General features: G+C 47.5%; 15 protein-coding genes and 1 tRNA gene. 7 read left to right on the top strand and 9 right to left on the bottom strand.

Going from position 1 to position 13,075, the window contains the following annotated elements:
• Window positions 1-489 precede the first annotated feature (489 nt).
• Window positions 490-1,314, top strand: coding sequence for a flagellin N-terminal helical domain-containing protein (locus ABXT40_RS03960; protein WP_443646541.1), 825 nt, complete (start codon window positions 490-492; stop codon window positions 1,312-1,314).
• A 324-nt stretch (window positions 1,315-1,638) separates the two neighbouring features.
• Here the strand turns inward: ABXT40_RS03960 and ABXT40_RS03955 are convergent, their stop codons facing one another.
• Window positions 1,639-2,235, bottom strand: coding sequence for a hypothetical protein (locus tag ABXT40_RS03955; RefSeq protein ID WP_443646540.1), 597 nt, complete (start codon window positions 2,233-2,235; stop codon window positions 1,639-1,641).
• A 194-nt stretch (window positions 2,236-2,429) separates the two neighbouring features.
• Between ABXT40_RS03955 and ABXT40_RS03950 the strand changes: the two genes are divergently transcribed.
• Complete coding sequence (locus ABXT40_RS03950) at window positions 2,430-2,810, top strand: cyclic nucleotide-binding domain-containing protein (protein ID WP_443646539.1); 381 nt, start codon at window positions 2,430-2,432, stop codon at window positions 2,808-2,810.
• Between the two features lie 322 nt (window positions 2,811-3,132).
• Window positions 3,133-3,348, top strand: coding sequence for a hypothetical protein (locus ABXT40_RS03945; RefSeq protein ID WP_443646538.1), 216 nt, complete (start codon window positions 3,133-3,135; stop codon window positions 3,346-3,348).
• A 988-nt stretch (window positions 3,349-4,336) separates the two neighbouring features.
• Here ABXT40_RS03945 and ABXT40_RS03940 read toward each other — a convergent pair.
• Window positions 4,337-4,411: transfer RNA gene (locus ABXT40_RS03940), tRNA-Val, on the bottom strand.
• A 255-nt stretch (window positions 4,412-4,666) separates the two neighbouring features.
• Between ABXT40_RS03940 and ABXT40_RS03935 the strand changes: the two genes are divergently transcribed.
• Window positions 4,667-5,704, top strand: a complete 1,038-nt coding sequence (locus tag ABXT40_RS03935) for an N-formylglutamate amidohydrolase (RefSeq protein ID WP_443646537.1) — start codon at window positions 4,667-4,669, stop codon at window positions 5,702-5,704.
• Here ABXT40_RS03935 and der read toward each other — a convergent pair.
• The 3 genes from der to ABXT40_RS03920 form a co-directional block, all read right to left on the bottom strand.
• Entirely contained in the window at window positions 5,701-7,143 is a 1,443-nt protein-coding gene (gene der, locus ABXT40_RS03930; RefSeq protein WP_443646536.1) for a ribosome biogenesis GTPase Der, read from the bottom strand. The two genes, ABXT40_RS03935 and der, sit on opposite strands and share 4 nt — an antisense overlap.
• A 15-nt stretch (window positions 7,144-7,158) precedes the next feature.
• Entirely contained in the window at window positions 7,159-8,505 is a 1,347-nt protein-coding gene (locus tag ABXT40_RS03925) for an outer membrane protein assembly factor BamB family protein (protein WP_443646535.1), read from the bottom strand.
• Window positions 8,506-8,614: 109 nt separating this feature from the next.
• The gene (locus ABXT40_RS03920; RefSeq protein WP_443646534.1) at window positions 8,615-9,241 is read right to left on the bottom strand and encodes a tetratricopeptide repeat protein; all 627 of its coding nucleotides are present in this window, start codon (window positions 9,239-9,241) and stop codon (window positions 8,615-8,617) included.
• A gap of 211 nt (window positions 9,242-9,452) precedes the next feature.
• On the opposite strand from ABXT40_RS03920, the gene ABXT40_RS03915 reads away from it, so the two are divergent.
• The 3 genes from ABXT40_RS03915 to ABXT40_RS03905 all read left to right on the top strand — a co-directional run bounded on the left by ABXT40_RS03915 (window position 9,453) and on the right by ABXT40_RS03905 (window position 10,623).
• A complete protein-coding gene (locus tag ABXT40_RS03915; RefSeq protein WP_443646533.1) occupies window positions 9,453-9,782 on the top strand; it encodes a DUF2794 domain-containing protein in 330 nt (109 codons plus the stop codon).
• A 180-nt stretch (window positions 9,783-9,962) separates the two neighbouring features.
• Window positions 9,963-10,244, top strand: a complete 282-nt coding sequence (locus ABXT40_RS03910; RefSeq protein WP_443646532.1) for a hypothetical protein — start codon at window positions 9,963-9,965, stop codon at window positions 10,242-10,244.
• 166 nt (window positions 10,245-10,410) lie between these two features.
• Window positions 10,411-10,623 carry a DUF3126 family protein gene (locus ABXT40_RS03905; RefSeq protein ID WP_443646531.1) on the top strand — a complete coding sequence of 71 codons (213 nt, stop codon included), beginning with the start codon at window positions 10,411-10,413 and terminating at the stop codon, window positions 10,621-10,623.
• A 46-nt stretch (window positions 10,624-10,669) separates the two neighbouring features.
• Here ABXT40_RS03905 and ABXT40_RS03900 read toward each other — a convergent pair whose 3' ends face one another.
• The 4 genes from ABXT40_RS03900 to ABXT40_RS03885 form a co-directional block, all read right to left on the bottom strand.
• Window positions 10,670-11,293 (bottom strand): LysE/ArgO family amino acid transporter, encoded by a 624-nt coding sequence (locus ABXT40_RS03900; protein WP_443646530.1) that lies wholly within the window; start codon window positions 11,291-11,293, stop codon window positions 10,670-10,672.
• 180 nt (window positions 11,294-11,473) lie between these two features.
• A complete protein-coding gene (locus ABXT40_RS03895) occupies window positions 11,474-11,623 on the bottom strand; it encodes a GNAT family N-acetyltransferase (protein ID WP_443646954.1) in 150 nt (49 codons plus the stop codon).
• A gap of 254 nt (window positions 11,624-11,877) precedes the next feature.
• Window positions 11,878-12,336, bottom strand: a complete 459-nt coding sequence (locus ABXT40_RS03890; RefSeq protein ID WP_443646529.1) for a DUF6641 family protein — start codon at window positions 12,334-12,336, stop codon at window positions 11,878-11,880.
• A 178-nt stretch (window positions 12,337-12,514) separates the two neighbouring features.
• Window positions 12,515-13,072, bottom strand: coding sequence for a hypothetical protein (locus ABXT40_RS03885; protein WP_443646528.1), 558 nt, complete (start codon window positions 13,070-13,072; stop codon window positions 12,515-12,517).
• Window positions 13,073-13,075 lie beyond the last annotated feature (3 nt).

The raw sequence follows: 13,075 nt of genomic DNA, 5'->3' as shown, positions 1-13,075 counted from the left end.
GCACCCGCTTTTCCTAAATAAGTTTGTAGGCATTTTCGTGATCCATTAATCTGCATCCAAAAAGGCAACTGATAGGGTTTACCGGGGTCAAAGCCTGAGTTGTGGTTTTGTTTTGGTATACAAATGCAGCAGGCGGCGGGATCATGCCCACCCTTAAGTGTTATTTCCAAGGTTTCAGGTGTGACTTTCTAAGCTTAAGTTCTAACTGCCTAGAGTCTGCAGCCCATGGCCCTAAGGTTTACATAGGCCTCAGCACCCTTTCTGAGGCTGCTGCGCTCTAGTGATTTCAGACATCCATGTTACCGGCTCCATTCTAATTGCATCAATCAACGAGGGAACTTTGTGGCAGCTAAAAATCATCAGGCATAAAGGCGTTCTTTTAGTTGGCATTTCACTCTGGCGCATGAAGCTCATTAATGCGCCTTTTTTCTCACATTTTTGTGCTTAATGACGTTAACGAAGTCAGGCTATCCACAATGCGTTGGGAAGATGACGGTAATTAACACAAATACATCTGCGTTAAAGGCACGACTTGCTGGGCAAATTGCTAACAGCGAAGTCGACACTGCTGCGCTTCGTCTTTCATCTGGCAAAAGGTTAAACTTTGGCGCCGATGATGCCGCTGGCGCTGCCGTTTTTATGAAAATGAATGCTCAACTGATGGGCCAAAAAGCGTCGATCAAAACTGCGGCTGACGCACTATCACTTTTAAACGTGCAAGAAGTTGCAGTGGAGCAGTTTGCGAATATAACGCACCGCATTAAAGAGCTCGGTGTTCAGATGGCGAACGGTACTTACTCTGATGCTGATAGAGCTCTCGCACAGCTTGAAGCAGATCAATTAGTTTCCCAATTTCAGATGGTTGCGGCAAATACGCGGTTTAATGAGCTTCAAGTAGTCAATGGAACAGTTGGCGGAACGCCATATACAATCCAAGTTGGCCCAAATGCCTCAGATACATTTACTCTTGCCATTACCCCCGGAGCTACCCTATCGACAACGTTGCCCACATTTGTCGATTTGACAACTCAGGCCAACGCGACGCAAACATTTGACACCACGTTGTCGATTTTACAGACAATGAACGAACAAAGATCTATTATAGGGGCATCCATCAACAGAATGATGGCATCAATCAATAATTTGAGCTCAGCCGCTGTAAAAACGGAAGTTGCCATTGGACGAATTATTGACGCCGATTTTGCACTTGAGTCAGCCAAACTTGCAAAGCACCAAATATTATCACAGTCATCCAATCAAATGCTATCAATCGCCAATCAGTCAAAAAATCTTTTGACGCAGCTATTACAATAAGTGGTGGCTAAATGTTAGTAAGGTCAAAAAAGCGCTAAATTCCCCTCAGCATTTATGGCTTACACAGCAAACGCCAACTCAAATAAAATTTATTAAGTGATTACGTTTTTTTATTGTAAGTCGACTGGTACTTTTTGCACGTCAGTTTTTGCACCAGTTGCTGGCAACTAGCTACGCCTAAACTGGCAGAGACGTTTGATGATAGATGTTATTTGGTGTCTGTAGGAAGAAACCCCAGCCTCTCGAGTGCGCCATTGCGATATCACCGGAGGCATTACAACGCCAGCCTGTGCGTTAGCCTCATTATATGGCACCGTTTACTTGTCAAATGTATGCAACTCCAAGAGTTGCAAGAACAATAAAAATCAACACCCATACCCAGAACCAGGCAGGCTCCCCGGCATCGCGTGAAAGGAGGTTGTGTTTTTTTCTTAACGTCTTACCTGTGAGTTTAACCCTCTTAAAGGTTTCAAATTCTTTACTCGAAAGCCTTTTCAAAGCCAAGCGCCTAGCTGTTATTGGTAACGCCCTGAGACTTCTACTGAGCAACGCAGTATTCTTCTCGTTTTCATTAAATAATCTTAAAAGAGCATTGTCATACCTATCAGACATTTGCTGATTAGAAAAATCTACTTTTTCGATCAAAGCAGAAAAATCTTCCAGGCCCGAATTACGGATATAAGTGTATTTGAATTGCTCTAAAAATATTCGTTTAACTGAAAAATTATCAATTTTAACGATTATCTCCAGCGCTTTTTCATAATCATTTGCGGTCAATGAAAATAAAGCGATCAATAGTGGCTGGGCAATCTCACTAGCTCTTTCCCTACCAAACACCAACGAGGCTGAGAGAGAAAGCACGGCCTTGTCAGACCATTGTTGAAGATGCTCGGCTTGTTTGACGTCAGCATTTTTGTTCATCGTCAATGCTTTCAACTTGATTTTATTAGGTAGTAAACTTGAAGCAGCTGCTCAACAGCATGTTACACTAATTTTGCAGTTTTTGTCAGATATGGTTTGCTAAATTATTTACCAGGCGCGTTCCACGCTTGACTTGACCAGCATTTATTTTCAGTCACTTTATGCGACAGGGTAGCCTCTGGGGAGGAAAGCTAATGAAGCCGATAAATTTAAAAAATTTTGCCAAAATAGCAGTTAAGGGAGGTGATATTATTTACAATGTCAATGATGCAAGTCATAGCTTCTATTTAGTGCATAGTGGCTCTGTCCAAATAGAGAGTAAACAAGGAATGGTCCTGGGTGTTCTAAGCGAGGGTGAATTGTTTGGCGAAGTTGGCCTCATCACCTCAGAACCAAGGACTATGACTGTTAGAGCAAAGACCAACGCGATGCTCATCAAGCTGGATGAGCCGGTGTTTCGCGCAAAAATGGCTCAAGCTGATCCAAGATGCAATGCAATCATTGGAGGGCTTGCTTTGAGGATAAGCGACGCAAATTCACTCGCAGAAAAATACTGGAGAGAGCCAAATATTTAAAAGTCCATCGACAATAGCTAACTGATATCAGGCAAACTTGAGCCAAAATCCCAACCGTCAATTTGTCGCCAGTTAGTGACGATGGGACAGACATATCAGCGTTACTTGCGAACAGCATTTGCGCCAGTCATTTTCTTAAGTTGGGAGGGTCACACTCAAATTGAGTGCCTTGTTCGTTTTAAAACGCAAAATTGGCAATAAAGTTGCGAGCGATGCACCGGCTATCCGCCGACACCACTGCGTGCGTCATCAATAATTTTTGGTGACGCACGCTTTTAGTTTCTGATTTGAAAACGATTTTAGAATTTGGCAGAGGGACGCAATGACCAACTACAACAGTACGGGCTCACTGACCGCACAAATCGATAAATTACACAAAGAAGTCAGCGCCTTAAAAAGTGAGAGAAAGGTGCTATTTTTTATCGCCTCATGCGGTATTTCTAATGCGGTGCTCCAATTCTCCCTTCTAGCCGCCGTCATTTTAATTGTTGTTTCTTTCTCGTTTTGCTTCCTTGAAGACATTATTAAAGGCGAATAGCAGTTAAAAAATTAGCTCGTTTTCCTTGGGAGCACGAGATAAATTTTGGAACGCCCATAAAAACTAAAATAGCCAATAATTTTTCCAACTTAATCAATTCCTTGACTGGATGCGAAACACGCCCCAGTAGGCGTTTTTCTAGAGAAATTCAAGATACACAAGCCGGAAAACAAAAAAGCGCCAAGACTGACGCTCTGCTGCAAAAATCTCTTGAAGGAAATGGTGGGAGTGACAGGGATTGAACCTGTGACCCCTTCATGTCAACGAAGTGCTTCCCGCTGAAATATATAATTAACTTACTGTTTTTAATATTTTTATTTATATTTCTTTGCTAATGATGTAGTTGGCGTGTCTACACTATGACCACATTATCCAGCAAAAACCCTGCTCTGAGGACTACCTGAACCTGCAAGTTGCACGTTCCCTACCACCGGGCTGAGATTCTTTCCAAGTTTGGCCTAGCTTAGCGTAACGATAACGCCTATTCCAAGACGGCTGAGCAAAATTGATTACTGTCTCGCCCCAAGCAAGTTTGCTTCCTAACCGAGTACCAGAAAATTTACAAATCGCAGTATCACGGCCAAATGACGGCTTTTGTGAGTCAGTCTCCGGACACCAATCAACAAATTGGCCAGAACTGTTCTTGACAAAAACACTAGATGAAAAGAAACCGCTTTCAAGACGAAAAACTTTCTGTCCAGAACCTTTTACTCTGCAGATGATTTCCTCGTCAGCAAAAGACAGTTGAGCTTGAAATGAAAACAGTAAGACAAAGCCTATAAAAAATCTGATCACTCTCATTTTCAACCTTCAATACATCAAGAGGCAATAAATGAACGATGCTCGCGCATCTCGATAACGCGTCCGCCTTTGTTCGTTAGATTGCCAAGCTAGTTGCAATTTGACAAATGAGCAACGCCCATTGAAATCATAGGAAGCATTTAAACACTAAAACTGACGCTCGGCTTCAAAAATATATTGTAGGAAATGGTGGGAGTGACAGGGATTGAACCTGTGACCCCTTCGATGTCAACGAAGTGCTCTCCCGCTGAGCTACACCCCCACACTATTTCATATGGTCGGCCAATCAAACCAGCATAACAATCATGTTGATGCTGGCTTTGTGCCAACCGGCGAGCCATGTGCGCGGTAACGCTGGCCACCGGCTATATCTGCACCAACCGGCCGGTCATATCAAGCCTTTTTTCGGCCAATGCCGGTCAGATATCACAAAACCTGCCGTCAAATTGGGGCAAATGCCAAGGCGGCGCAAAACTTGGCTATTGTCGCCATCACAATCGCAAGTTAGACTGCACCAATGAGCATAGTAACCGCGCCAAAGTCAGATGCCCATATTGCGGTTAATCCTGCCAACAATACCGCGATCGATCCCGCGATCGATCCCGAAATCACCCCCACCCATAATCCCGCGCCGATTGCGTCAACAGCCGCATCAAGACGCGATGATTTGGGGCCGGTAATCCTGCCGCTGGTCGCGCTTGCCGCGCCGCATTTTACCGCTGCCGAAATCTTGACCCCTCCATCGCATTGCCAACCAAGCGCGGTGGTCTTGTCATCGCCGCATGCGGGACGGGTTTATCCGGCCGAATTTATCGCTGCCAGCATTGCCGACGTAAATGCCCTTCGCGGGCTTGAAGATTTTGCTGTTGATCAATTGATTGGCAGCGTTCGCGATCATGGCATCACCTGTATCAATAACCAGATTTCGCGTGCCTATATCGATGTAAACCGGCCGGTTGATGCGCTTGATACTGCCATGTTTACCTCGCCGCCAGCCGCGGCCAATACCGCCGCCGCCGCATCACGCCATGTTCGGGCTGGTTATGGGCTGTTGCCGCGCCTAACCGCCGCGCGTGAGGTGATCCATCGGCAATTACTGCCGTCGGATGAGGTGGAAAGCCGCATCGCGCTTGTCCATAAACCCTATCATCAGGCGGTGCAAGCCGCATTAGCCACCGCCCATAGCCATTTTGGCCGGTCTCTACTGATTGATTGCCATTCAATGCCATCGCATGACCAGCATGACAAACCGCTTGCCGATTTCGTGCTTGGCGATCTGCATCACAGCACGCTTGATCCGGCAATTGGCGATCTTTTGGCAAAAATCATTACCGAGGCTGGCTATAGCCTTGCCTGGAACCACCCTTATGCCGGCGGCTATATCACCAAAAATTACGGCCGCGCCGCCACATGCCAGCAATCAATCCAGATCGAGATCAACCGCCGCCTCTATATGACGCGCAAATATACGCTTGATCAGCAGGGAAGCGAAAATATCGCCGCCCTTCTGGCGCGTATCGGGGCGGTATTATCAGATAAATTGGCCAAAGCCTAGCTTGGCGCAAACGGGTTTTCGCGCTTGCGCATCACCATGCGGATTGGCACGCCGCGCAATCCGAAATCAGCCCGCAGCCCGCTTGTCAGATAGCGAAGATAGCTTTCCGGCAGATCAGCCGGACGACTGACAAATAATGCAAATGTCGGCGGGCGGGTTTTAATCTGGGTCATATAGCGAATGCGAAGCCGGCGCCCCTCGACCAATGGCGGCGGATGCGCTTCGAGCATCGTATCAAGCCACCGATTCAACCGGCCGGTGGAAATGCGCGTATTCCAAATGCTATACATTTCATCAGCCGCGTCAAGCAGCTTGCTAAGACCCTTTTTATGCAGCCCTGACATTTGCACAACCGGAACGCCGCGCAATTGCGCAAGCGAGGTTTGCAGCCGATCCGAAATCTGGCCGCTTGCCGCCTGTTTATCGCGAACCGCATCCCATTTATTCGCCCCGATAACAATCGCTCGGCCTTCATCCTCGATCAGGCGGGCAATGGTTAGATCCTGTTTGTGAATTTCTTCGTTAGCATCAATCAATAAAACACAAAGATGGGCATATTGAACCGCGCGCAACGCATCATCGACCATCAGCTTTTCAACCTTGTCGGCAATCCGCGCCCGCCGACGCATTCCGGCCGTATCAACAAGCTTGTAAGGCTTGCCATGCCATTGAAATGGCACTTCGATGGAATCGCGCGTAATTCCCGCCTCAGGGCCGGTCAATAAACGGTCTTCGTCAATCAAGCTGTTGATCAGCGTTGATTTTCCCATGTTTGGGCGGCCAACAATGGCAATACGCATTGGCTGGTTGACCTGTTCATCCTGCCAAACATCAATGGGATTGCCATCGGCATCCAGCTTTTCATCAAGCCCATCAGCATCGGTGAATAAATGGTCATCAGAATCATCATCAGCATCGCCGGTCAGAACATCGCCAAGCCCAATGGCCTGCGCTGCCGCCAGCATGGCATCATGCAAATCGACAAGCCCCTCGCCATGCGCTGCTGAAATTGGCACTGGCTCACCAAGCCCAAGCGCCCATGCCTCCGACAGGCCAGCAGCGCCCGCCTTGCCCTCGCATTTATTCGCCAACAGCACGACCCGCGCGCCCGATTTTCTGATTTCGCTGGCAAAAAATTTATCAACCGGCGTGACCCCAGCTTTGGCATCGACAACCATCAAAGTGATATTGGCATCGCGAATGGCCATTTCGGTTTGACGGCGCATCCGCGCCTCAAGCGAGCCGTCATCAGCCTCTTCAAGACCGGCCGTGTCAATAACGGCAAAGGCCAAGCTGGCAAGATATCCCTGTCCTTCGCGGCGATCACGCGTCACCCCTGGCTGGTCGTCAACAATCGCGTGCTGACGGCCAATCAACCGGTTAAACAGCGTTGATTTCCCAACATTTGGGCGGCCAACAATGGCAAAAGTAACAGTCATAAAATAATAACGATCCTATTCAAAAGCCGTAAGCGTGCCATTGCCGCTTAGGACAAACATCATGCCGCTTGCCAATTGAGGTGCGGTCACAACATCGGTTCCAACATCAATGGTCTTGCCGCCATCACCGGTATCAGCATCAAAGGCAAAAAGGCTTCCCGATTTTGAAATGACCATAACCTTACCATCAACAACGACCGGCCCGACATAACGCGAAATGTCTTCGGATGCGACAACACCATTTGGCAAGGCGCCGGGCAAATCGGCAATCCAGCGCACCGCGCCATCAGTACGGCGCAAAGCATAAAGCCGTCCTTCAATGGTTTGTAGAAACAGTGATTTGCCTGCGACCCACGGCATTTCAATACCGCCAATCGGCTGATCCCAAATCAACAAGCCTGACCGCGCATTAAACGCCGCGATTTGCCCTGCTTGCGAGACCGCAAAAACAAGGCCGCCATCAAAAACAGGATGCGCCCGAATGTCGCCAAGCCGCTGAAGCGGAGTACGCGGGCTGAATGCAGCCAATGTGTCAGACCAGATAATCTGTCCTGAATTGGCTTCGAGAAGGCTGATATCACCACCATAACCCGCCACCGCCAATTGATCATTGGCAAAGGCTGGTGACGGCGCACCATAAACAACCGTATTCACTGGCAAGCCGGCGCGTTCCCAGAAAAGCGAACCATCATTGGTTGAATAGGCGAAAACATTACCGTCAAGATCGGTTACGGCAATTGCTTCTTGTCCGATTATTGTTGGCCCGCCGCGAACCGGAAAACGCAGTGATATTGACCATATTGTTAACCCGTCCTGTACCGACAGCGCCGCCAGACTGCGCCCACCAGCATGAACAAATAATGTCTCATCACGAACCGCCAGCCCGCCAGCAATCCCCGGCAATGGATCATCGGTAAATTCTTCAATACTCACCTGCCAGTTAGTTTTGCCATTTTTAATGTCAAAAGCTGTGACTGTGCCATTTGGCGCAACGGTAAAGACCTGCTCACCCGCCACCATTGGCTGGGCAAGCTCGGTCAAGTCATTGCCAGATCCACCAATTGACGCGCGCCAAGCCCGCTTGAACGGCAAGGCTGCTTTGACATTACCGCCAGTATGACCAGCACTTAGCCCGGGATGGCCTGCATTCAGGATATCAATCGCATCAGGCAAGCCTGCGCCTTCGGCGAGTGCCGCCGAATCAGCGGCGATCATATCGCTTGCCGTAATGATGGCAACACGATCACCATCAAGGATCAATTCAGACTCTGAACAGGCTGATAATGCAATCAGCACAAATCCGGCTGATAGCGATTTGCCAAGCACCAACGATAATGGACGCAGCAAAGACCGACCATTCATCAAGATTCCCCTTGCCGTCATGACAACTCCCTTAGCATGCGTTTGAAACCGACTTTGTTTCGCCAGATTCATGCTTTTTAAATAAATGCCTAGCGCCATGCACCACGCATTACCCTTTTAGAATTTGCACCATCTGACGCGCTCGTTGACGCACCCCAGCCGGAATATCCGACAAACCTACCAATGATTCATATTTGGCCATTGCCGCTTTGCGATCACCCGACCGCAGGGCCAACCCTGCTGCCTGTTCAAGCGCCATTGACTGCCAAGGGCCAGCCTGACTTTCAAGATAGGTCAATCGTGCGGCCAATTCATCATGTTTGCGGCTTTCTGGTGCGTTCATGACCGACAGCAAAATTGCCGCTTGCTGATAAAGAAGCTTTACATCAGGGTCTGTCGAAAGCGCAAGATAGCTTGCCTCGGCGGCATCAAAATCTTTGTTTTCGGCCTGTTTTGCAGCGATACGGAACTGCGCCAGCATCGCATAGCCCGGGCTTAGCGTATCGAGCTGCGCTGTGAGGGCAGCCGCACTGTCATCGGCTTTCAACGCCTGATGGTAAATCGCGGCGGCTTCGGTTGCCTGACGATCCTGCCACGCCGTATAGCCTTGACGTGCGCCAACACCAATAACCACCAGCGCAACTGCAATGATTACATATTTACCATAGCGCGACCATAATTCCTGCATTTGGTCACGTTTCAGATCTTCATTAATCTCATCAAAAATATCAGCCATTCGCCCAACAATCACTTCCGGTCAAAACAGCATTTCACTGCTGAATACCTAAGGTTTATCCACAGCCCGATTGGTCAATTTATCCGGCACCGTAATAGCAATTCTTTTTACCGAAATGCCAGTGCTTTATTGACCTTAACCGAAAGCTGTCTCAACATAACTTGGAATAGGAAAAACAGCCACCACTAAAAGCTAGGTAACAGCAAACCATATGCAGCGTATATCCAACCCGAAAAAGCTTCGCAAACCATTATTCTTTAACCGAAGCGAACTTGGACAGATTCTAGCAACCTATAGCACCCGCGTTGCCAGCGGGGAATGGCGCGATTACGCCATTGATCATTTACCGGGCAGCGCCGCCTTTTCGATTTTCCGGCATACGCATGAAACCCCGCTTTATGTTGTTGAAAAACAACAACGCTTTCCAACTGAAGCGCCGAAATTCACCCTTCGCGATCGCAATAAAATTCTATGCAAAGGCAGCTCGATGCAGGAAATTGTCAGTTATTTCAACCGCCTGCCACGCCTGATCACTGGCTAGCCACCAGCTGGCTCAAGCTTAGGTCTTTTCCCGCAGAAAACCATATCGATTCATTTCGTCTATTGCGCATATCTAATATATAAGATATTTCTAAATTAGAACAAAACATGAACAAATATCAGAAGGTCGCGATGCCCATGCCAAAGGCACTGCCTGACCGCTTGTGAAAGGTTGTCTAAAATGGGTTGGCATAAACGGCAACATACCGCATTGGACGAACCAAAGAATCCAACCACGCTTGCCGATATGATTCATGAAGGATTGTCAGTTTTTTGCTGGTGCAACCGCTGCGGCCATAACAGCACCATTGATCCGGTGCCGCTGGCAACGGCACTTGGGTCGCTATTTCCAGTTCCCGAACTTGGCGGACGCATGCGTTGCAGCCTTTGTCAGGCTCGTGATATCGCCACCCGCCCTGCCTGGCCAAGCCATGGCGGCGGGCAAATTGCCAGACATATCTAGACCCACCCTTTGCCCATTTACGGCAAAACCACGCGTCAATGCAAATGAAACATCCCCTTGGGCTTGCCTGATAAGGCATGATCAGGTAGTCGTGTACAAGATACAAATTTATGGCAATCCGGCTCACTTTTTCAGCAGAGCCAAATCAAAATAAGAGGCATGTCCGATGAACGCCAGTGATACCGCAAAAGTCCAACGCTATTTACGCCAGCGTTTTGGCAATCATAAATTAACGCTTGCGCGTCGTGAAAATAAGGATGATTCCGCCGAATTGATGCTGGAAGATGAATTTATCGGTGTAGTGTTTCAAGATACTGAAGACGGCGAGATCTGTTACCATGTCCAGATTTCCATTCTTGAAGAAGATCTGAATGATTAATCTTGAACTTGGGCGGTAAGATCCCCGCCCAATTAGATCCGCTGACTCAGACCCAGCCGCCAGCACGCAACATGGCCAGCGCCAGCGTAAACATTATCAGCGCAATGACTGAATTTAATAGCCGCCATGATCTTGGGTGCCGCATAAAGCCCGACAGCAAATAGCCGCAATAACCAAGAATGACAAAAAACACCAGACTGGCCGTCATGGCACCAGCGGCGAAGGCTATTTTTGCCATGCCGTCAAATTGCAATGATACAGTGCCAATCAACACTACTGTATCAAGATAGACATGCGGATTGCCAAAGGTCAAAATGGCGGCCATGCCAAGACTTGTGGCAAGGCTGCCAACAGGCTGGTCATCAGCGGTCAATGCTTGATTGCTAAACGCGTCGCGCATGCGCAAAACCCCATATCCGGCAAGCCAGATTGCCGCGCCACCAAATAGCCATGGCGCAAGTTGGTCAACAAAATCAGCAATTAAAAGCGATAATCCACCAACCCCAACCATAATCAACAGCGCATCTGAGACCGCACAAAACAGCACAATGGCACCAATATGCTGGCGAAGAATCGCTTGACGCAAGACAAAGGCATTTTGCGAACCAATGGCCAAAATCAATGAAAAACTAAGGGCAAAGCCTGTCAAATAGGCAAAGAGTATCAACACCTCTGATCTCCACAATGGTTGTCAACATCCACCAAATCACGGGGCCATCATTCAAATTTTCAGACTGGCATCAACAGTCAGTCCAGTGCCGATGGCACAAGATGCTTTTCCATAAACAGGCTTAGCGGATCATCAAGATAGCTGCCAAATGGCTGGATATGACAAATAACCCAAAGATTCTTAAAGGCCAATCGCTGCCTTTTGTAAAACCCCTGTTTCAAGCCGCACCATGGCAATGCCTTCAGCAATGGTAGCCTGTTCAATTTTAGCCATTAACTTGCTGGCAATGGCCTTGCCGCGATAGGCCGGATCAACATAAAGCCGTTTGATTTATCCTCAAGCATTTGACTTGGTGATTTTTAATCTACTCCCACTCAGTAGTAACGTTAATATTTTCTTGTTTAATATCATGTATTTACTACCTATCAATAATTAATGTACAACTGGTGTGTAACTCACTATCCACTTTGCACGTTTTATCTACGCTTGTGTCACTATTGCAATTCAATAGTTTACGCAATCGCTTGTTGCACATCGTAAGACGAAGAACGTGCTTAAACCACACGTTCTTCTGTTCTTTCTGTTCACTTGTTCTTTTGTGTCATTCGTCTGCCAAACTGCGCTTGCTTCTCTATCAGTGCATCTAACTCACCAAGCTCTGCAGCTTCACGCACCTTAGCTAGCACATCCGCCACCTCTGCCTCACTGCCTAGTTCGATAGCATTCTTACCTTTGGCAAACTCTAATGGCTTGCTGCCATAGCGCACTACAAGATTTATCTTTCCATCAACACTAGCAGTCCACCAACGCTTAACTCGTTTAGCAACTTCTACTTTGCGTTGGTTACCATGTTCGTCAGTAACCCACTTGTGTTGCGTAGGTGTGTAATCTTTATTTGCTGCAAGTTGGATTTGTTCATCAATCTTTGCTATCAACTTACGACGACGAATAGCGATAGGGTTATTGTTTTTAAGTGGATTAAACGCAACGAAATTCAGTGTATCGAGTACAGTCATAACAGCCTCCTTGTTAGCTAAAAGCATTATGCTTTCAGAGTTAGAAGGCTGTCATCCGAAGATTAGTCGTCAGTGCTAAGAAACTTATCGAGCGGAGAAGTTGTAGGCTTAGATGCTGGCGCTGTGTCTCTACCAATGTTGTGCATTGCACGTTCAACCACAGCCAACTTTACGTTCTGCTTGCTTGTAAGTCTGCTGTCATCACTCAGCTTTTCATGACTCCAGAAGTTACTAAGCGTGGCAGTGAAACTATGTCTGCGCTCAAGTCGCCACCTACTTCAAAGTCGATATCTCTATCAAACCAAATGCGAAGACTGCTGTTATAGTGCAGAATTTCTTGCAGTATCTCTAACGCATTTTCGCAAAGGCTTTCACTCTTGTTGTAGAACTTCTTAGCAGTAGAGTGCTTGCCTTTACTGCTATATCCTTCTGCACGATTGTAGTCAAAGGTAGCTTGCTTCAGCTTCTCTTCGTAACGTTTCAAGTCGCTGGGTTTGTCTTTAAATTCTTCACGTAGCTCAAGTTGCTCTTGCCACTCACACTCAAGCTGTTCGTATTCTTCTTCGCTTAACCACGTTTTTAGCTGACGATTTTGCACGTTTTCTCCACGCTTAAGTCTGTCAGCTATCGCTTCTAACTTTGCTAGGCGTTTAGTTTCTTCTGCAGTCAGTTCGCTGCGTGGATTAGCTTTACCAACTCGTTCTTGCAGCAACCTACGCAAGTTACTACTTGGAATCTTTTGATTGTCGTGCCACTCAATCATTGG

The organism is Candidatus Ponderosibacter sp. Uisw_141_02, from assembly GCF_048087665.1.
Taxonomy (GTDB): domain Bacteria; phylum Pseudomonadota; class Alphaproteobacteria; order Puniceispirillales; family Puniceispirillaceae; genus UBA3439.
This window is presented reverse-complemented; position numbering and strand designations above follow the sequence as displayed.